At 40.0% G+C, this 18,937-nt stretch carries 21 protein-coding genes; 18 read left to right on the forward strand and 3 right to left on the reverse strand.

What is annotated here, in order from left to right:
* The first annotated feature begins 76 nt into the window (after window positions 1-76).
* Window positions 77-1,039, forward strand: a complete 963-nt coding sequence (locus LC090_RS02650; protein ID WP_226655256.1) for a 2-hydroxyacid dehydrogenase — start codon at window positions 77-79, stop codon at window positions 1,037-1,039.
* 65 nt (window positions 1,040-1,104) lie between these two features.
* On the opposite strand, the gene LC090_RS02655 is transcribed toward LC090_RS02650, so the two are convergent.
* On the reverse strand, window positions 1,105-2,052 hold the full coding sequence (locus LC090_RS02655; protein WP_226655013.1) for a polysaccharide deacetylase family protein: 948 nt from the start codon (window positions 2,050-2,052) through the stop codon (window positions 1,105-1,107).
* 270 nt (window positions 2,053-2,322) lie between these two features.
* Between LC090_RS02655 and LC090_RS02660 the strand changes: the two genes are divergently transcribed.
* Window positions 2,323-2,904 (forward strand): REP-associated tyrosine transposase, encoded by a 582-nt coding sequence (locus LC090_RS02660; protein WP_226655015.1) that lies wholly within the window; start codon window positions 2,323-2,325, stop codon window positions 2,902-2,904.
* A 56-nt stretch (window positions 2,905-2,960) separates the two neighbouring features.
* Here the strand turns inward: LC090_RS02660 and LC090_RS02665 are convergent, their stop codons facing one another.
* Window positions 2,961-3,437, reverse strand: coding sequence for a hypothetical protein (locus LC090_RS02665; protein ID WP_226655017.1), 477 nt, complete (start codon window positions 3,435-3,437; stop codon window positions 2,961-2,963).
* Between the two features lie 157 nt (window positions 3,438-3,594).
* Between LC090_RS02665 and LC090_RS02670 the strand changes: the two genes are divergently transcribed.
* Complete coding sequence (locus LC090_RS02670; protein WP_226655020.1) at window positions 3,595-4,560, forward strand: ankyrin repeat domain-containing protein; 966 nt, start codon at window positions 3,595-3,597, stop codon at window positions 4,558-4,560.
* Window positions 4,561-4,628: 68 nt separating this feature from the next.
* Here LC090_RS02670 and LC090_RS02675 read toward each other — a convergent pair whose 3' ends face one another.
* The gene (locus tag LC090_RS02675) at window positions 4,629-5,522 is read right to left on the reverse strand and encodes a glycerophosphodiester phosphodiesterase (protein ID WP_226655023.1); all 894 of its coding nucleotides are present in this window, start codon (window positions 5,520-5,522) and stop codon (window positions 4,629-4,631) included.
* A gap of 427 nt (window positions 5,523-5,949) precedes the next feature.
* On the opposite strand from LC090_RS02675, the gene LC090_RS02680 reads away from it, so the two are divergent.
* The 15 genes from LC090_RS02680 to LC090_RS02750 all read left to right on the forward strand — a co-directional run bounded on the left by LC090_RS02680 (window position 5,950) and on the right by LC090_RS02750 (window position 18,936).
* Window positions 5,950-6,756, forward strand: coding sequence for a histidinol-phosphatase (locus LC090_RS02680; protein WP_226655025.1), 807 nt, complete (start codon window positions 5,950-5,952; stop codon window positions 6,754-6,756).
* A 172-nt stretch (window positions 6,757-6,928) separates the two neighbouring features.
* Complete coding sequence (locus tag LC090_RS02685) at window positions 6,929-7,936, forward strand: LacI family DNA-binding transcriptional regulator (protein WP_226655027.1); 1,008 nt, start codon at window positions 6,929-6,931, stop codon at window positions 7,934-7,936.
* A gap of 18 nt (window positions 7,937-7,954) precedes the next feature.
* Window positions 7,955-8,911 (forward strand): sugar kinase, encoded by a 957-nt coding sequence (locus LC090_RS02690; RefSeq protein WP_226655030.1) that lies wholly within the window; start codon window positions 7,955-7,957, stop codon window positions 8,909-8,911.
* 5 nt (window positions 8,912-8,916) lie between these two features.
* Window positions 8,917-9,567, forward strand: coding sequence for a 3-hexulose-6-phosphate synthase (hxlA, locus tag LC090_RS02695; RefSeq protein WP_226655032.1), 651 nt, complete (start codon window positions 8,917-8,919; stop codon window positions 9,565-9,567).
* Window positions 9,539-10,093, forward strand: a complete 555-nt coding sequence (gene hxlB, locus LC090_RS02700) for a 6-phospho-3-hexuloisomerase (RefSeq protein ID WP_226655034.1) — start codon at window positions 9,539-9,541, stop codon at window positions 10,091-10,093. The genes hxlA and hxlB overlap by 29 nt, the downstream gene beginning before the upstream one ends.
* Window positions 10,094-10,104: 11 nt before the next feature.
* Window positions 10,105-10,770, forward strand: coding sequence for a bifunctional 4-hydroxy-2-oxoglutarate aldolase/2-dehydro-3-deoxy-phosphogluconate aldolase (locus LC090_RS02705; protein ID WP_226655036.1), 666 nt, complete (start codon window positions 10,105-10,107; stop codon window positions 10,768-10,770).
* Between the two features lie 14 nt (window positions 10,771-10,784).
* Complete coding sequence (locus LC090_RS02710; protein WP_226655038.1) at window positions 10,785-11,807, forward strand: TRAP transporter substrate-binding protein; 1,023 nt, start codon at window positions 10,785-10,787, stop codon at window positions 11,805-11,807.
* A gap of 91 nt (window positions 11,808-11,898) precedes the next feature.
* Window positions 11,899-12,378 carry a TRAP transporter small permease gene (locus tag LC090_RS02715; RefSeq protein ID WP_226655040.1) on the forward strand — a complete coding sequence of 160 codons (480 nt, stop codon included), beginning with the start codon at window positions 11,899-11,901 and terminating at the stop codon, window positions 12,376-12,378.
* On the forward strand, window positions 12,375-13,664 hold the full coding sequence (locus LC090_RS02720; protein WP_226655042.1) for a TRAP transporter large permease: 1,290 nt from the start codon (window positions 12,375-12,377) through the stop codon (window positions 13,662-13,664). The genes LC090_RS02715 and LC090_RS02720 overlap by 4 nt, the downstream gene beginning before the upstream one ends.
* A 204-nt stretch (window positions 13,665-13,868) precedes the next feature.
* On the forward strand, window positions 13,869-14,801 hold the full coding sequence (yhfZ, locus tag LC090_RS02725) for a GntR family transcriptional regulator YhfZ (RefSeq protein ID WP_226655045.1): 933 nt from the start codon (window positions 13,869-13,871) through the stop codon (window positions 14,799-14,801).
* A gap of 56 nt (window positions 14,802-14,857) precedes the next feature.
* Window positions 14,858-15,220 carry a PRD domain-containing protein gene (locus LC090_RS02730; RefSeq protein ID WP_226655048.1) on the forward strand — a complete coding sequence of 121 codons (363 nt, stop codon included), beginning with the start codon at window positions 14,858-14,860 and terminating at the stop codon, window positions 15,218-15,220.
* Window positions 15,221-15,232: 12 nt separating this feature from the next.
* Window positions 15,233-15,592 carry a DUF2620 domain-containing protein gene (locus tag LC090_RS02735; protein WP_226655050.1) on the forward strand — a complete coding sequence of 120 codons (360 nt, stop codon included), beginning with the start codon at window positions 15,233-15,235 and terminating at the stop codon, window positions 15,590-15,592.
* Window positions 15,593-15,611: 19 nt separating this feature from the next.
* A complete protein-coding gene (locus tag LC090_RS02740) occupies window positions 15,612-16,907 on the forward strand; it encodes a YhfT family protein (protein WP_226655052.1) in 1,296 nt (431 codons plus the stop codon).
* A gap of 14 nt (window positions 16,908-16,921) precedes the next feature.
* On the forward strand, window positions 16,922-17,839 hold the full coding sequence (locus tag LC090_RS02745) for a phosphotriesterase family protein (RefSeq protein ID WP_226655055.1): 918 nt from the start codon (window positions 16,922-16,924) through the stop codon (window positions 17,837-17,839).
* A 2-nt stretch (window positions 17,840-17,841) separates the two neighbouring features.
* On the forward strand, window positions 17,842-18,936 hold the full coding sequence (locus tag LC090_RS02750) for an aminotransferase class V-fold PLP-dependent enzyme (protein WP_226655058.1): 1,095 nt from the start codon (window positions 17,842-17,844) through the stop codon (window positions 18,934-18,936).
* The last annotated feature ends 1 nt before the right edge of the window (window position 18,937 follow it).

Here is an 18,937-nt window from a genome sequence, read left to right on the forward strand (position 1 = left end):
GTGAAAAAGGGATTTGGACTTTTGTCGTGAAAAGTGTAGCATAGAGAAAAATAAAAGCTGGGAGTGGAGAAATGTGTTGAAACCGAAAGTCTACCTTACGCGAAAATTACCAGATGAAATTATTAATCAGCTCCGTGAGAAATGCGAGTTACGGATGTGGTCATCTGAGGAAGAACCTGTCCCTCGTGATGTTCTTGAGCAAGAAATTCAAGAAGTGGACGGGCTATTCTGCATGTTAACAGAAGAAATTGATCGTTCGCTCCTCGAAAATGCATCGAAACTAAAGGTAGTCGCGAATATGGCAGTAGGTTACAACAATATCGACATAAAAACGGCTAAGGAAAAAGGCGTTGTCGTGACGAATACACCGGGCGTGCTAACGGAAACGACAGCAGACTTAACGTTTGCCTTACTAATGGCGACTGCTCGGAGAATTCCTGAAGCTTCTACATATTTGCGTGAAGGGAAATGGGAAGCCTGGTCTCCCATGCAGTTAACAGGTCAGGACGTTTATGGGTCAACGCTTGGTATTATTGGGATGGGGAGAATCGGAGAAGCCGTAGCGAAAAGAGCCAGGGGGTTTGATATGGAAGTTCTTTATCACAACCGTCGAAGAAATCAAGAAGCTGAAGATCAGTTGGAACTTCAATTTGTAGAATTAGACTACCTATTAAAAGCATCTGATTTTGTATGCGTTTTAACACCGCTAACCTCTGAGACGAAGAACTTAATCGGACTGAAAGAACTGAGAATGATGAAGAAAACGGCTATCTTAATCAATACGGCAAGAGGCGGTATTGTAAACGAGGAAGCTCTCTATCATGCACTTAAGGAGGGTGATATTTGGTCCGCTGGGATCGATGTTTTTGCAGAAGAACCAGTATCACTCAATCATCCACTCTTAACCCTTCCGAATGTTGTAACCCTTCCACATATCGGAAGTGCAAGCGTGACGACAAGACTGAAGATGGCAGAAGTGGCTGCAGTGAATTTACTGAAAGTATTGGAAGGAGAAAAGCCCCCTCATCCAGTTGAATGATGGGGCGAGTGCCTGTCACCGCCCGCTATTTGTCGAATGGCTATTCTTGCTATCGATTTCTTTGGCTAGCTCAATTGAAGGATTTCTTTAAAGTCTTCAATCGAGTGATAAGGTCTAACCGAATTTCGATGTATTTGAAGCATGTCATCTCCTGGGGCGACATAGCCAGCTTGTACAGTGAAAGCTAAATCTATCCCTGCAAGCCTTATGGCCTCCATGGTTTCCTCATCATAGGCCCCATAGGGGTATGCAAGTGCGTTTGTACCTCCAATTTGTTCAATACTTGTTTCGACATCTTCTTCTATTTCCGGAAGCGATTTTGATATTAAAAACGCTGTCCCATCTTCTTCGTGATTGTGAAAGAGACTAGTATGACTAGCAAACTCATAAACATCATTCGCCGCATCAATTTCCTCATAACTCAAATATTGGTTTGTTATTGAATCATAAGGCTCAGTTTGATCATTGTTCCGGCTTGTAATTAAAAACTCAACAGCATAAAATCCATATTCTTTCAGTACTGGATAAGCCTCGATATAGTTGTTTTTATGACCATCATCAAACGTTAGCAAAACACTATTTTTAGGAATATCCATTTTGTTCGTTATGTACTTCTTGAATTCTTCCAATGTTAAAGTAAAGTAACCATTATCATGCAAAACTCTCATTTGCTTTTTAAAATCTTTTAATAAAACAATTGTACTTGCTAAATTTCCTTCTTCATCATAATGTCGTGCTTTCAAATCTTTTTCTTCAAGAATGTGATGATAAGTTAAGACGGGAATGTGTTTCGCCGAAGCATTTTCAGTGGCTTCTGATAGTCTTTTCTTCCTTAGCTCTTTTTCATTTAGTATTTCATCGTCGTGATCTTCTGTAATAGATGCTTCAACGGTCGAACTGCTTTCCTCTTGCGAAGGTATAAGCTCAGTCCCGCCAATCTCATTCCAGCCGAATCCTACTAAACTCCCAATAACAGCTAGTAAAACAAACAAAAGTAAATGTATTTTCCTCATATGTATCCCCCTTTTTACCCAATACTTTCCTATCCTAACACTTATTTGGGTTAATTTGGGTTATTTTTTTACAAATATATTCCAAAAGTTTCGGTGGGATTGACGAGTGCCTGTCACCACCCGCTATTTGTCGAAGAGATTCGATTGACGTGTTAGGAAAGGGAGATTATTCTTGGAGAAAGAGCAGAAAATAAGGAGAGGAGGAAGAACTTTGACGAAGCTTCTATGGGCGAAGTCGCCTTTTAATTCTCACACAACAACAATCATGAGATGGTGAGAAAACCGAGAATCTGGCTTCCAAATTATTTCTATCACATTGTAAGTCGTGGAAACCGAAAAGAACCCCTTTTTCAAGATGAGAGAGATTACCGCACGTTTTTGTATATCCTTCAGCAAGTCTTCGAAACACACCCGTTTGAATTGACATCTTATTGTTTAATGAACAACCACTATCACCTTCAGTTGCGATCAAAAGAATCCCCCATTTCAAAAATCATGGCTCTAGTGAACAAACGATATGCGACTTATTTTAACAGTCGCTATGAGTTGACGGGTCACGTCTTTGAGAAACGTTATTTTGATGAGCCGCTCAATTCCCCAACAAACATGTTGGAAGTTAGTCGTTATATCCATCTAAATCCAGTGAAAGCAAATCTCGTATACCAACCATCAGAGTATCCATGGTCTAGTTATCGCTATTATGGTGTAAGTGATTCCGTGAGAAAACCGTACATTAACGTCCTTCCACTAGTGGAAGGCTATCCAGGAACACTTCAAGAAAAGAAAAAACAATACTGTGAATATGTCACCGCACGACAGGAACTCATCATGGCTTCTCCCTTATCAAAGTAAACCAAATGAACATCAAAAAAGATGCTCCGCATAGCACCTTTTCCTTAAACAAACGTTTATTTATAATCCCATAAAACTCTAAATTCTCCTTCTTCTTTTACCACAAATACCTCCTGCACGAGGTCGAAATTCCCAAATTGATTTTGAAAATGCTGGGTGACTTTTATGACGTAAACTTTTTTCATAATGACGCTATTAACCCCGGAGCGCCAATTTTTTTTAGTTTTTACTTTACCGATGTCAAAGGTAAACGACGTTGCACCAATATCCTGCGTGATTAGTTCGGAGCGCAATTGACTGTACTGTTCATCTGAAAAACGGTTTTGTATTTCCGAATGAAACAGTGCCCAGGATTTTTTGAAATCACCGCTCTGTTCGTATAAGTAAAATTCTTTTACAGTCGCTGCTGCTCGCGCTTTTGGTTGTTGCCATATCCAAAAGGCGATGCTGCCACTGAGAAGCAATAAGACAAGTATGATCAAAAAAGCTTTTCCTGTACCTCCGCGTTTCCGCCTCGTTTTAAAATACGACAACGTCTCGTCCTCCTTGGAGCTTGACTATTAAAGTGTATGACGATTGCCCCATTCGAAGACTGGTAATATCTGATTTCACGAAACATTACTCTTTTAAAGGAGCGTTTCACGATATAATTAACATGATGATTAGAAAACACTTAATTGGAGGAGAATCATGAATCGAAAGATACTTTGGATGTTGCCAATCTTCATTTTTGCAGTGGCATGTTCTGACCTTAATAACGATCGTTCCGTTTCTGATCCACATACTGAAGCAAGTGCAGAAAATCAGGGGACATCAGAGCAATCCGAGTTGTCAGATGAAGAACAACTATGGGAATACCTTTATCAAAATAACTCTGACGAAGCTGTATTAAATGAGATGAAGAAACTTTTTAGTGAAGGTGTATCTCCCAATACCGTCAACGACGATGACATAACGCCAATCACCTATGCTGTTATGGAAGGCGATCAAAAGCTTGTTGAGTTCCTGCTTCAAAACGGAGTGGAGGTCCATGATCACGAAGAATCTGATCACCAAGAAAATGATGAATGGAACCACGAAAAAAATGAGAACCTTTTAGAAATCGCGGTCGAACAGGAAAGCAATGAGATTATTGACCTGCTATTAAAAATGGGGGCTCATTTTGAAATCGGCAATGAGCAAATGTTAGCCATTGCGGTTCAGGAAGAAAAGCCAGAGTTAATCAAAATACTTCTACATAATGGCTACAATCCAAATCTTGAAATGAGAGTAGACGAGCAAGATTTTACTCTCTTAAACTATTCCATTATGGAAGACAATGAAGAGATCACTACCTTACTTCTCAATGCTGGTGCGAATCCAAATTTCGCAGCGAATAATGGGGAAGTGAGCGCTCTAGTTACTGCCATCATCCAGGAGAAACCCACTGAACTCGTTTCGCTTCTATTAGGTAGAGGTGCTGATGCAAATGCACGTTATGAAGGAAAGCCTTTATTATTTGAAGCGATCAAACAAGATCATCCTTCTCTTGTTGAAGCACTACTCGTTGCAGGAGCTCTTCCTTTTTCGATTGAGGAAAGTGAAGCGGCCTATGAATTAGCGGAGGAGAGCGATCAAACAAAGGTTGCTGATCTCCTTCAACAATATGGCTGGTAAAATCGATCGGCATGGAAAAAAAGTCCTCGTTGCTAACTGAGCAACGAGGACTTTTTCTGTCCTAACATTTATTTGCCGTGAAGAACATCATTTAGAAGATCAGGGTAGTTTGTAAACATGCCCGTTACGCCCCAGTCTAACAGGCGCTTCATTTCTTCTTTGTCATTTACTGTGTAAGGGTGGATGAGCAACCCAGCGTTTCTTACATTTTGAACATAGGTTTGATCAATTTTTGAAGCAGACATGCCAACCCCAACGGCATATTCAGATAGTTCTTGTAGTTCGTCCTCTGAAATCGTAGCGGGTTCTTTATAAGAAATAAGCTGAATAAGCGGCAAATTTGGATTCAAGTTATGCATTTTTAATAAACTTTCTTGACTAAAAGATTGGATTAAGACTTTGCTAGATCGTTCGTTCACGCCTGTTAAATTGTATTTGTTAAGAATACGAAGTAACTCTTCTTCCATGCCAGGATAAACGTCAGGAGATTTTGTTTCAATATAATAGCGTGCGCCAGTTCCAAACGTTTGAATGACTTCTTCAAGTGTTGGTACTTGAATTCCTTCATAAGCTGGATCAGCCTTTTCAGGATATTTATCATTAAACCAGCTTCCTGCATCTAACGCTTTTATCTGTTCAAGGGTGTAGTCTTTTACGAGGCCCGTCCCATTTGTCGTCCGGTCTACTGTCTCATCATGCATCGCGATTAGCGTTCCGTCCTTCGTCATTTGAAGATCTACCTCAATGTAGTCTCCTTTCATCTCTTCCCCTAGCTTATACGATGGGATTGTGTGCTCAGGAGCATGTCCAGAAGCTCCTCGGTGAGCAACATTTAGTAGTTTACTAGTATTCATACCAGGGGTTTTCTCATTTGCATTTGCTGAAGTCGTTCCAGCGGCAAGTAGACTACCAAGCAAGACGAAACTCATGGCTAGAGTTCCTATTTTCTTTTTACACTTCATCTTTATCATCCTTTCAAAATTCATTACAACTGAAAGTATATCTGCTTAATGTAAAACTCCATTTACATTAAGCGGATGATTAATTGAAGCAGATTATGGTGGGAGAATACATAGGAAGGGAAATGAACTTAGAAATAAGGGGAAGGTCTCTTGAAAGCTATGAATATGGTAATAATCTAGTGAATTATACCGATAGGGAGCCACTTAACGAATTAGGACCTTATTCATAAAAAAGTTCATAATTTCAAAATAAACGGGGGAGGGCAAGTTCGTGGATTCGCAGGTGACAGGCACCACCCGTTATATGTCACATAATGTCATGGGTGCGAATTTTCTGTAAATAACCTCTCTAAACCCCTTTGACCAAGGAAGAAATATGATAGGATTGTGATTGAATTACATACTATTATTTGGAAGGAGAAACACGATGAAATTTGACTATCATACGCACCATGAACGCTGTGGCCACGCTGAGGCAACAATCGAAGACTATATTAAAGCAGCAATTCAAAACGATCTGCAGATGATTGGTATTTCGGACCATTCCCCGTTCTTTGCAAGCGAGAAGGATCGGGCGTTGCCGCGCATTGCAATGGCAAAGAGTGAATTTTCTTCTTATGTCGAGGAAGTTTTGAGTTTGAAGGAAAAGTATCGAGGAAAAATAGATGTTCTACTCGGGGTAGAATCCGATTTCTTTCAAGAGCATTATCCGCTATATAAAAGCATTTATGACCAGTATCCATTCGATTATATTATCGGTTCTGTTCATTTTAGTAATGGCACTAATATTTTTGATAAATCCCGCTGGGAGAATTTAAGTGAAGAGGATATTCGTAAAGAAAAAGAGCACTATTACAAGTTAATCGTGGAATCAGCGGAAAGCGGCGTTTTTGATATTTTGGCGCATATTGATGCGATGAAAGGTTTCTATCCAGATTTCACACATGTTGAAACGCCTGAAGTTGAGAAAGCGATTAAGCGACTGGGAGAGCTTGAATCAACGATTGAAATCAATACTTCAGGAAAACATAAAGACTGCGGAGGCTGGTATCCAGCGAATGATATGCTCGAAATGGCGTGTCATTATGGCGTTGGGGTAACGTTTGGATCTGATGCTCACTGGCCTTCACGCGTAGGAGAAGAATTTGAAGAAGTTCGCGCAAAGCTCAAGGAGATTGGGTTTAAGAACTGGACGGTGTTTCGAGAACGTAAGAAGGAGTTTGTTGGGTTGTAGGAGGAAGAGCAGAGAGAACAGATTAACGTCTGTTCTCTTTTTTATGAAAAAATTAAAAAATCTAACTATTTCCTCTTTTGAGGTTGTAAAACGCTTACATTCACTTTATAATACAGATAAATCGATTTACTAAATCGGTTTAGTAAACTAATTGAGATTTGGAGAATGATTTATGAAACCTGTAACGATGGCAGATGTTGCACAAAAAGCCCAAGTATCAAAGAGTACCGTTTCTCAATATTTGAATAAACGATATGACTATATGAGTGAACAGACAAAATTAAGAGTTGAAGCAGCGATTAAAGAACTAGGTTATCAACCCAATATAGTGGCAAGAAGCTTAAAACAAAAATCTACAAAGACGATAGGAGTTATTGTTGCCAACATCCTTCATACTTTTTCTACAGAAGTAAGCAGAGCGGTGGAAGATGTTTGTCACGAAGAAGATTTTCATACAATCATTTGTAATGCAGATGATGATCCGGTAAAAGAAAAGCGTTATATTGAAATGCTGCGTGCTAAGCAGGTAGACGGATTAATCGTCTTTCCGACTGGTGATAACCGAGAACTTTACAAAAGAATGTTGGATGAGAAGTATCCATTAGTATTTGTCGACCGTGCTGTGCCAGATATTCCAGCATCTTCTATCATGCTGAACAATGAAAAAGCTTCTGAATTAGCGGTTGAGCATTTCGTTCAGAAAGGCCATGAACGTATCGCCATTATGACGACTTCGTTCATAGATAAGATCACACCACGATATGAGAGAGTAGAAGGTTATAAAAAAGCTCTTCACACTAGGGGAATTGCAGTAAATGAAGAGTATATCCAATGTGTTGAGCCTGACCTTATTGCTTCATCACTTAAAGAAATGTTGACGCTATCTAACCCACCAGATTGCATTATTGCGGGAAATGATTTCGTTCTAAAGGAAGTGCTCCGTTTTTCAAAGCAAGAATCCTTAACTATCCCAAAAGACTTATCGGTGATCAGTATTGATGATGTACCGTATGCTAGCTTTTACAATCCACCTATTACGGCAGTGGCTCAGCCCACATTCAAAATGGGGAAAATGGCCGCGGAACTTTTGCTAGATAAAATCAAAAAAAATAAAGTACGAGATGATCAACCAGAATATCGCTTTGAACCAAAATTGATGATCAGAGAATCAGTTAATTAAGTAGAAGGGGGACCAGTTATGAAAAAAGATGTTGTTACGATTGGGGATGCGATGATTACATTTGATCCCTCCCACCACGGACCAATGAGGTATGCTTCCACTTTTGAACGGAAAGCAGGCGGAGCTGAGTTTAACTTCGCAATTGGATGTGCAAGGCTTGGCTTGCAAACGGGATGGATCAGCAGGTTAGGAAATGATGAGTTTGGAAAATATATACGCAATTTTGCTAGAGGAGAGGGCATTGATGTTTCGGAAGTGAAGTTGTTAGATCAATATTCTACATCATTAAATTTCAAAGAAATTAGAGAAGACGGTAGCGGGAAAACGTTCTACTATCGTCATCATTCCCCTACAGAGGCTTTAACAGAAGCGACCCTTGATGAAGTTACTTTACGGAATTGCAAGCTTTTACATATAACAGGAGTTTTTGCTGCAATTAATCCTCATAAAAACATCTCTCTTCTTAAACGAGCCGCTACAATTGCTAAGGATAATGGAGCGGTCATTACATTTGATCCTAACATTCGATTGAAATTGTGGTCACCTGAAGAAGCAAGAAGCGGCTTAACCGAGCTTCTTCCTTACGTAGACGTATTGCTTACTGGTGAAGATGAGGCTGAACTGCTTTTTGGTGTCCATGAACCAACTGAAATTGCGCAGGCTTGTCAAAAATACGATATCTCCACGATTGCGATAAAAAAAGGTAAAGACGGAGCTAGTGCTTTTCAAAATGGTGAACTGGTTCATGCTGCAGCAATCCCACCGAAAAAAGTAGTGGATACAGTTGGAGCAGGGGACGGATTTGATGCAGGTTTTGTTTACGGATTACTAAATGGCTGGACACTTGAAAGAACCCTTAAGTTTTCTAATGCCATTGGCTCTTTAGTTGTGAGTGTATATGGAGATAATGAAGGACTGCCAGAGTTGGGAGAGGTACTTACACAGCTTGGTGAAAGAGCATTTATTGAGAGGTGAACAAAGTGAAACTTCAATTAGCACTAGACAGGCTATCGTATGACGACTGTTTGAAAATCCTTGAAGAGACATCTGGGTCCATTGACTGGATTGAGATAGGGACAGGTGTCATAAAAGAATATGGGATGTCAATCGTAAGAGAAATTAGAGGGAAATTCCCTGAAACAACCATCGTAGCCGATATGAAAACCTGTGACGCTGGGAAATATGAAGCTGCTCAGGCTTATGAAGCTGGCGCTGATATTACGACTGTTATGGCTTTCGCGTCAGATCAAACCATATCTGACATGTTGAAAGTCGCTTTAGCGTATGAGGGCAGGGTTATGGTTGATTTATTGGGCGTTTCTAATAAAAATCGCATACGGCAGATTCAAGGACTAGGAGTGGATCTTGTGAGCCTCCATTTTGGGAAAGACATGCAGAAAAATGGAAGTATCACCGGTGATATTTTTGAACTTGTGAATGAAATTCAAGGTTTACAAGTCGCTGTCGCTGGTGGAATCAATCTTGAATCTCTTCCAACGATCCTTCCTTACAATCCTCATACTTTAATTGTTGGAGGAGGTATTACGAAACAGGCGAATCGTAGACACGCGGCTACACAAATAAAGGAGGCGATCCAGGAGTATGAAAGAAGTCATTCAAACTATCGTTAATGAAATGAAACAGGTTTTAACAGAAGTGAACGAAGATCAAGCGAAGCACCTTTCTTCTTACATAGAGGAAGCTAAACGAATATTTGTGACTGGAGAAGGACGCTCTGGACTGATGGGGAAAGCCTTCGCGATGAGATTGATGCACGGAGGATATGAAGTTTATGTTACGGGTGAAACGATCACTCCGAATATTGAAAAAGATGATTTGTTGCTCGCTATCTCTGGTTCAGGTTCAACTCAGTCTATTTGTTATTATGCTGAAAAAGCAAAAGAGCTTGGAGCTCGCGTTTCAGCTATTACAACGAATGAACACTCCAGGCTAGCTGGATTAAGTAATCATTTACTAGTTGTTCCTGCAGCCACTAAAAAAAGATTGCCAGAAGAGCCTGATACGATTCAACCTCTTGGAAATCAATTTGATCAATCGCTGCATTTACTCTTGGACGCCATTATTATCTACACGATCAACCAATCCAAAAAAACAGATAATGAAAAAATGACAACCAAACATGCAAATATGGAATAGAGGTGTGTAAATTGACCAGCTTACAAAAGGTACAAGAAGCAAAAATTGTCCCCGTTATCCGCAAAGCGAGTCAAGATAATATTTTACCAACAGCCCAGGCACTATTTAAGGGTGGTATTAAAGCAATTGAGATTACAGCGGAAACACCAGAGGTTGAAAAAATGATTAGGGATGTTAGAGATAAGGTTGAAGGATTGTTAGTAGGTGCAGGGACAGTATTAGATGGCGAAACAGCCAGAGCAGTCATTATGGCTGGCGCTCAGTTTATCGTTTCGCCAACGGTTAATGAGCATACAGTTCTGGTCGCAAAAAGGTATGGAATTCCGTGTATTATCGGTGCGTTGACGCCCACGGAAATGTTGAAAGCTTATGAATCTGGAGCTGATATGGTAAAGGTTTTTCCGGCTAACAGCATGGGGGCAGGTTATATTAAAAACATTCTTGGACCTCTTCCTCAACTTCAAATCATGGCAACTGGTGGAATCGATAAGGAAAATATGTTGGATTACTTTGAAGCTGGAGCGAAAGTTGTAGGGATTGGGAGTCAACTTGTTCAACCTAATCTACTATCGACAAAAGAAGATTTTGAGAGTTTAAGAGAATTGGCAAGACAATATGTTGCAAGGCTAGTAGAAGAAAATAATAACGTCGTTTTTGAAAACGAATTCATAAAATAAAGGGGGATTTTTTTATGAAGTATGTATCAACTTTATTGCTCGTTATGGTTTTATCTCTCGGTGTTCTTGCAGGTTGTGGAAATAGTGAAAATGCTGGAGCCGACGAGAATGGAAAGATTAAAATCATTGCGGCCCATAACCAAACTTCACCAGAGAACCCATATCAATTCGGAATGAAAGAGTTTAAAAAAGTAGCAGAAGAAAGTAGCGATGGAAGTATAGAAGTAGAAGTCCATGCAGGAACATTAGGTACAAGCGAATCAGAACTTGTTGAAAAACTTAAACTTGGCGGAGCGGACGTTGTCCTTGTGTCTCCTGGTTTTATGTCGAAAACGGGTATTAAAGAAATTGATTTATTCGCCATGCCTTACGTTTTTGATAGTTATGATCATTGGGAGAAAGCAGTTAGTGGAGACGTAGGTGATCAAATTGCTAAAACGATTAATGAGAAGTCAGATAACACGTTTAAAGTACTAGGGTATTGGACAGCAGGCGTACGTCACTATTATGGTAAAGAACCGTTAAATAACATGGCGGATATTGAAGGTATGAAATTCCGCACCCAAACTTCTGGGGCAATTGCAGACTATTGGGAGGAAACTGGAGCAGTACCAACATCTGTAGCATGGGGAGAGTTATATCAAGCCATGCAACAGGGAGTAGTAGATGCTTCTGAGAATGCCTATCCTTATTTTGTTCAACAAAATCACCACAAGACTGAAAACGGAAAGTACATTACAGAAACAGCTCATGACTACACGACACGCTTGCTACTAATTAATGGAGAGAAATTCGATTCTTATACTGATGAGCAAAAGGATGCCGTACTAAAAGCAGCTGAAGCTTCCGTTAAGAAAGAAGTTGAGGTTCTTCACCAGCAAGAAGAAGAGTACAAACAAAAAGCGATTGATGAAGGCGCAATCGTAAATGAAATTGACCGAGAACCTTTCATTGAGTTAGCTAAACCAATTCAGGAAAAAAATGCAGAAGAAATCGGTGCGACTGAGTTATTGAAAGAAATTCGTGATTTGAAATAAGTGAAGAAGAGGGCGGCGAGGGTATAGCTAGTATTACCTTCGCCATTCATCTAATCGCTCGTCTCAGGTTTGTAAAAGGGGGAATTTGGCTGTGCTTATTAAGCTGCTTGAGCGGATTCAATTAACAATCGGTGTTTTGTTTCTAGTAGTCTTTTTCATCACAATTGTTATTCAAGTCATTACACGGTATATGGGTGTTTCAGCTATCTGGACAGAGGAAGTTGCAACGTATTCGTTTATTTGGGCAGTATTTATGGGAGCATCTGTGATGCTTAATCGAAGAGAGCATTTTAAATTCGACCTTTTATTGAATAAATTAACTGGTAAAAGCAAAAAAAGCTTATATCTTATAAATGATTTTATCCTTCTCTTGTTTAGTATAGGGTTATGTTATTTAGGAATCGAAGCTGTGCAAAACTTTTGGAACTACACATGGGTATCTATCCCGGAATTAAAGATGGGGTATGTTTGGATCTCCATTCCAATTATGGGTGGAACAATGTTCATTTACACGCTTGCTCACATTCTCCGTAATGTAAGAAGTTTCTCCGAAAAGGAGGTAACCGAATGATTGGTATTCTGTTAGTAGGTCTATTTATTATCTTAATGTTTCTAGGCATTCCCATTGCTTTCGTCATTGGCATTGTAGCTTTGTTAGGAATTTTGAATGTTCCTTATATTCCTGAAGTAACTGTACCCGTTAAAATGTTGAATGGTTTAGATTCGTTTGTATTACTAGCAGTTCCACTCTTTATATTAGCGGCAAACTTAATGAATAGTGGTCAAATTTCACAAAAGTTAATCGATCTGGCGCTAGCGATTGTAGGTCATATTCGTGGTGGACTAGCTCATGCGAATATTCTTGTCTCTATGTTATTTGCAGGAGTTTCAGGTGCAGCTCAAGCTGACACCGCGGGAGTAGGGAAGATCTTAATCCCTAATATGAAGAAACAGGGATATGACACTGAAACAGCCGTAGGTATTACAGCAGCATCATCTACTATTGGGGTAATCATTCCTCCAAGCATCCCAATGATTATCTTTGCTGGACTTACGAATGTATCAGTTGGTGCTTTGTTTTTAGTAGGAATCATTCCTGGTATTCTCGTTGGTCTTGGCATGATGGTACTGGTTTATATTCTTGCGAGAAAGAGAGGATATCCAACCTACCAAAAAGCTTCCATGAAAAATTTTATGAAGCAGTTTATCGGTACTATACCCGCCTTAATGACTCCAATTATCTTAATCGGGGGAATCATTACAGGCATTTTTACAGCAACTGAAGCTGCTGCATTTGCTTCACTTTATACAGTTATCATTGGTCTTTTTTATTACAAGACACTAAAAATAAAAGATTTCCCAAAAATTCTAGTCGATACGCTAACACTTAGTTCATTGTCTCTATTCGCTTTAGCGGCGGCAAATGCTCTGGGTGAATTGATGAGTTACTATCAATTATCCTTATGGGCTGAGCAATTTTTTGCCAATAACATTGATAGTAAATGGGTTTTTCTTTTGATCATTATTGCTTTCTTCTTATTCATAGGAACATTTATGGATGCTATACCAGCCATGATTTTATTTATCCCAGTTATATTGCCAGTTGCGATCGGTTTTGAAATTGATCCTATTTTGCTGGGGATTGTGACAATCATGACGTTGGCTGTTGGACTGGTGACACCGCCATATGGTTTGTGTTTACTTTTAGCTGCGAAAATAGGAAAGCTACCAGTAGAGCGTTCATTAGGAGCCGTTATGCCGTATATCGCCATTGTCCTCGTAGTTCTTTTAGTCGTGGCTTTTATACCCGATGTCGCTTTTTATCTTCCAAAAGTGATTAATCCTAATTTGTTTTAAGCATGAATCCTATTAATCGGAGTTGAAGTGCGAAGCAAGAGTAAGAAATACAAAAGAAAAAGCTAACATAACTTATCAAAAATAGGGAAACGGCGGGGTGACTATATTCACCTCGCTTTTTTTCAGAATATTCATTGAAAAGTTATCAATTCTAAGTTATTCTATATAGTGAGAATACGAAAAACTGTATATTGAGGTGAGGATATGGAACGCAAATGGGAGAAATTATACAGCAAGAATGGGCTTGCAGCTAGGAGAATTGCTGCTAATTTACTAGCGATCGAGCCGGGAAACCGTATTCCTCGCGTAAGTGATTTTGTTACAGAAACATCACTTGGAAGGGGGACAATTCAAGGAGCGTTACGTCTACTTGAAGAAATCGGAGCCATTGTTCTTGAAGCGAGAGGTCACCTTGGTACGTTTCTTGTTAGAACCGATCGACAGTTACTTTGGGATATTGCAGGACTTGGATCTGTTATGGGTGCCATGCCTTTGCCATATTCGAGAAAATATGAAGGCCTTGCTACCGGTTTAGTTCAGGTGCTTGAAAGAATGAAAATTCCTTTTAATCTTGCCTTTATGAGAGGGTCATCAAATCGAATTGAAGCGTTGAAAGCTGGAAGATATGATTTTGTAATTGTTTCAAGGCTTGCAGCTGAGCTTGCTATTGAGAATGATAGTAGTATCGAAATGGTTAAAAATTTTGGAAATAACTCCTACGTCTCAGGACATGAGATTGTTTTTTCCAACCCTAATAACAAATCCATTCAAAGCGGTATGCGTGTAGGGATTGACTATTCTTCAGCTGATCAGCATCTTCTTACGGAGTATGAAACAGAAGGTATTGACGTTCAATTAATTGAAGTAAACTACATGCAGTTGATGGAGATGCTCAAGAACAATGAAATTGATGCTGCAGTTTGGAATAAGGATGAGGTCATTCATTCAGAAGAAATGGGAAAAGGATCTTTCCGCTCAAATAAAGCTCAGGAACTAAGTAAGAAAGTAAATGAGGCTACTATGCTCTTACATAGGGAGAGAGTAGAACTCAGAGAGGCCTTACTTGAGCTATCTGTCATTGACGTTCAAGAGTTGCAGATTCAAGTTGAAAAAGGAGAAATTTATCCACATTATTAAATAGGGGTTCCTATAAAATTAATATACTAAATACTGTATATTGGAGGATTGATTTTATGACGACGATTAAAGAACGATTAGATATTTTGAAAGCAGGTGATGTGATTAGTTCAGAAGCTTCAACTATCGCCGAGCAAGCCGTTCAAAGATTAAGCAGTCAGACGCAAAAGCCGCTTCCTCAAAATAAAGTAGAAATGTTTGTCACTCATCTTGCATCCGCCTTAACGCGTATCTCTCGTGGAGATTCGATCGATGCGCCCCCGGTTGAGCTCATTTCGGAAATCGAGCATTCAGATCTCATACAAGTAGCAAAAAGGGAGATTAGCTGGATTCAATCCAATTGGGCTGAAGAAATTCCACAATCTGAACTTGCCTTTTTAAAAATACACTATGTATCTATTTTTCAAGAAATCAAATAGGAGGAGATTTAAATGAAAATTGTTGTAGGTGGTCAGGTAGATAAAAAAGAAGTTGAAGCCCTTGTGAAGGAACATGGGCCAGATGGGGTGGAAACCTTAGTGAAATCAGATGTAGAAGCCGCAATGGCAGTGAAAACTGGTCAGGCAGATTACTATGTTGGCGCGTGTCACACTGGGGGGGGCGGTGCGCTAGCAATGGCGATTGCTATAATTGGAAAGCCTAGCTGTGAAACAGTTTCTATGCCGGGAAGGAAACCGAATGAAGAGAAAATTATACAGGCTGTTAAGGACGGAAAAAAAGCATTTGGTTTTACTGCAGATCATATGGAAACTGCCGTGCCGATGATTATGAGGGCAATTAAAGCACTATAATTTGGAGGGGGTTCATTACATGGAAATGGTTCTTGTCATCTTAATAGGGGCTATGGCAGCTGTTCTTGCGAATTTGAATTTGGCAGTCTTTAACGATGGCTTACGACCAATTGTACCTGAAAATACGGAAGGGCGCATGGGACGTAAAGAGCTTGGTTTAACTGCTTTTGCTATGAGTTTTGGACTTGTTGTTGGGTTTGGGATTCCGTTTACCATTACAGCAAGCATTATCCTTATCCATAGCATTTTGCTAGGAACAGATATCATTGGATTGATCACACCGCGAAATAAATGGGGTACGCCTGTTGCAGCAATTGTAGGTGGAGCTTATGGTGCAGGTTTATTAGTTGGATTAGAAGGATTTGTCACTTTATTTGAAAAACTGCCATTAAATTTTTTAGATGCAATGGGCCAAGTGGGGTCGCCTGTCGTGGTAACCTTCATGGCATTTCCAGCTCTAGCTGTGGCATTGCAATTCAGTGTTAAAAAAGGTGTTCTGACGTTTATCACTTCAGCCATTATCCGGCAGTTAGCTGTATGGTTAAATGAAAGCGGTGCCATGACTTTCGGTGATACGACGGTTACGTTAAATCAAGAAGGAATGGCTCTCATTACTGGAATGATTTTCTTAATTACATATGCTGTACGTCAAAAACCTGAAGGGGACGGAAGCGGTATTGATCTTGCTTCGGTTTTCAGTGAGAGAGTCGATCGCATTAAAAAGCATGTCGTTTATTTCATGATTATGGGTGGGCTTATTGCTGCGGCTACGAACCTTTTGATTATGGCTGGAGATCCAATATCTTTAAATTTAATTGCAGACGGAAAAATAACAGATGCTGCTATTGCTGCTGGAGCTCGTGCACTTGGATTTATCCCTCTAGTTGCTAGTACGGCGATTGCAACAGGTGTTTATAGTCCAGTTGGATTTACGATCATTTTCGTCGTTGGATTACTTGTTCCAAATGTATGGGTTGCAGCTATTATCGGTACTATTACTGTTTTTCTAGAGGTAATGCTACTAAGCCAGATTGCTCGTTTTCTTGATAAATATCCTGGTGTACGTCAATCAGGAGAAAATATTCGTACCGCAATGAGTCGAATTTTAGAAGTTGCTCTTTTGATTGGTGGTGCAAACGCAGCTAATGCTATTGCTCCTGGCCTCGGGTTCTTTATCATTGCAGGATTTTATTTGTTAAATGAGATTGCGGGCCGACCAATTGTGCGAATGGCTGTAGGACCGATTGGCGCGATCGCAGTTGGGATTTTGGCAAACATTCTTGTTGTTCTCGGACTTATGCAAATACCACAGTAGAAGGAGGAGCTAAGATGATTCAAACGGTTAGAGGACAAATTGATCCTACTGAACTCGGAGTTTGTTCCGCTCATGAACACCTTTGTATTGACCTATCACGAATCAAAAAAGATCCCGACACTATTCTTGATGATATAGGTGGAATGGAAGAAGAACTTCGCTACTTTAAAGGTTCAGGTGGACAGGCAATGGTTGAAGTTACGAACGATGGAATGGGACGTAATGCCACTCTCCTTAGGAGGTTAAGCGAAGCAACCGGTGTGCATCTTATCGCAAGTACAGGATTTTATAAAGATCCATTCCTCCCAGATCAAGCAACGAAATGGAATCGTGATCAATTTGCACAACGTATGATTGATGAAATAAAGAATGGGATTAATGGAACAGACGTTTATCCTGGTGTTATTGGAGAAATTGGGAGCAGTCATAATGAGATCAAGCCTATTGAAGAAGAACTTTTAACTGGGGCAGGAATCGCAGCAATGGAAACGGGACTTCCGCTCACCACACATACAACGCTTGGAACGATGGGCGTCGAGCAAGTTGAACTTTATGCTGCTCTTGGATTGCCAATGAAGCAATTGATTGTGGGGCATCAAGACCTTAATCAAGATGATGAACGAGTACTTGCTGTTGTGGAAGCTGGGGCGTTTGTAGGATTTGATACAATAGGCAAAATTAATTATCGACCTGATGAAGAGCGAATTAAAACGATTTGTCTTCTAATTGAAAGAGGATATGGTGAGCAGATTTTATTATCTGCTGATTTAACAAGAAAGTCACATTGGCATAAGCACGGTGGTATTGGATATGACTATGTTCTCAATGAATTTGTTCCTCGCTTAAAAGAAATTGGTTTGTCTGATGAGGATATCAGAATGGTGTTAATTGACAATCCAGCGCATGCTTTCAGTCGAAAGGGGAGCGCATAACATTGAAATATCAGGAATCTGTCATACCTCAGATGTCGGTTGAAGAAGCAACAAAAAAGCAGTTTGAAATTGTCGATTTTATTACGAAAGAATTTAAGAATAATGAAATGTTCCAGGATGGTGATCGCGGTGTGCATCCGATCTATAAGCGTCCTAGAACAACTGCGAAAGTTGAAAAAGTGATAGCGAATGTTTTTGGAGCTAATCAAGCGGTACTTGTGCGAGGATCGGGTACTGGTGCCATTCGCTCGCTCTTAAGTGCCCTCCTCGAACCGGGAGAATCCATGATTATTCACTCTGCACCTATTTATATGACAACGAAAGAAACGATTCGAATGCTTGGATTACGAACTGAAGAAGTTGATTTTAATGATTACGATGCCCTTAAACAGAATGTTACACGTTCAGAAGCAAAGGTTTTCTATATTCAACACGCAAGACAGCAACCAAACGATACGTATCAGCTTAAAGAAGTCATTCAGATAGTGAAATCAATCAAACCTGAAATGATCGTGGTTGTTGATGATAATTATTGTGCCTTGAAAATGCCTTGCATTGGGATTCAAGCCGGTGCGGATTACTCTACTTTTTCCGGATTTAAGCTACTAGGTCCTGAAGGAATTGGGGTGGTAGTTGGAGAGAGTGTAATCGAAACCATTCAGCAGCTAAATTATTCTGGAGGTAGCCAGGTTCAAGGGCCAGAAGCGATGGAGTTGCTTAGGGCATTACCTTTTGCCCCGGTCTCGTTAGCGATTCAGAGTCAGCAAGTTGAAATTTTGTGTGAGTTATTAAACAAAGGTGAAGTGTATGGAGTGAAAGAGGCTTATATGACAAACTCTCAATCAAAGAATGTCATTGTTGAATTAAAGGAGCCGGTTGCTCAAGAAGTAATTGAGCGCAGTAAGACATTTGGAGCAGCAACCTATCCAGTTGGTGCAGAATCCCGGTTTGAACTAGTGCCAATGATTTATCGAGTATCTGGTAGTTTCCTTGAGAGTACACCAGAATTATTTGACTACGGTTTACGTATTAACCCAATGAAAGCTGGAGCAGAGACCGTTCTCCGTATTCTTCAAGAAGCTTTGCGAGGAGAGTAAT

The sequence above is a fragment of the Guptibacillus hwajinpoensis genome (assembly GCF_020524165.1).
In the GTDB taxonomy this organism is placed as follows: domain Bacteria; phylum Bacillota; class Bacilli; order Bacillales; family Guptibacillaceae; genus Guptibacillus; species Guptibacillus hwajinpoensis_D.

Excerpts from the sequence above, each read along its gene's own strand:
- LC090_RS02680 (WP_226655025.1), top strand. The coding sequence starts at position 5,950 with ATGAAATTTGACTATCATACGCACCATGAACGCTGTGGCCACGCTGAG.
- LC090_RS02740 (WP_226655052.1), top strand. The coding sequence starts at position 15,612 with ATGGAAATGGTTCTTGTCATCTTAATAGGGGCTATGGCAGCTGTTCTT.
- LC090_RS02730 (WP_226655048.1), top strand. The coding sequence starts at position 14,858 with ATGACGACGATTAAAGAACGATTAGATATTTTGAAAGCAGGTGATGTG.
- LC090_RS02710 (WP_226655038.1), top strand. The coding sequence starts at position 10,785 with ATGAAGTATGTATCAACTTTATTGCTCGTTATGGTTTTATCTCTCGGT.
- LC090_RS02660 (WP_226655015.1), top strand. The coding sequence starts at position 2,323 with ATGGTGAGAAAACCGAGAATCTGGCTTCCAAATTATTTCTATCACATT.
- LC090_RS02655 (WP_226655013.1), bottom strand. The coding sequence starts at position 2,052 with ATGAGGAAAATACATTTACTTTTGTTTGTTTTACTAGCTGTTATTGGG.
- LC090_RS02690 (WP_226655030.1), top strand. The coding sequence starts at position 7,955 with ATGAAAAAAGATGTTGTTACGATTGGGGATGCGATGATTACATTTGAT.
- hxlB (WP_226655034.1), top strand. The coding sequence starts at position 9,539 with ATGAAAGAAGTCATTCAAACTATCGTTAATGAAATGAAACAGGTTTTA.
- LC090_RS02745 (WP_226655055.1), top strand. The coding sequence starts at position 16,922 with ATGATTCAAACGGTTAGAGGACAAATTGATCCTACTGAACTCGGAGTT.
- LC090_RS02735 (WP_226655050.1), top strand. The coding sequence starts at position 15,233 with ATGAAAATTGTTGTAGGTGGTCAGGTAGATAAAAAAGAAGTTGAAGCC.
- LC090_RS02720 (WP_226655042.1), top strand. The coding sequence starts at position 12,375 with ATGATTGGTATTCTGTTAGTAGGTCTATTTATTATCTTAATGTTTCTA.
- LC090_RS02670 (WP_226655020.1), top strand. The coding sequence starts at position 3,595 with ATGAATCGAAAGATACTTTGGATGTTGCCAATCTTCATTTTTGCAGTG.
- LC090_RS02675 (WP_226655023.1), bottom strand. The coding sequence starts at position 5,522 with ATGAAGTGTAAAAAGAAAATAGGAACTCTAGCCATGAGTTTCGTCTTG.
- LC090_RS02685 (WP_226655027.1), top strand. The coding sequence starts at position 6,929 with ATGAAACCTGTAACGATGGCAGATGTTGCACAAAAAGCCCAAGTATCA.
- yhfZ (WP_226655045.1), top strand. The coding sequence starts at position 13,869 with ATGGAACGCAAATGGGAGAAATTATACAGCAAGAATGGGCTTGCAGCT.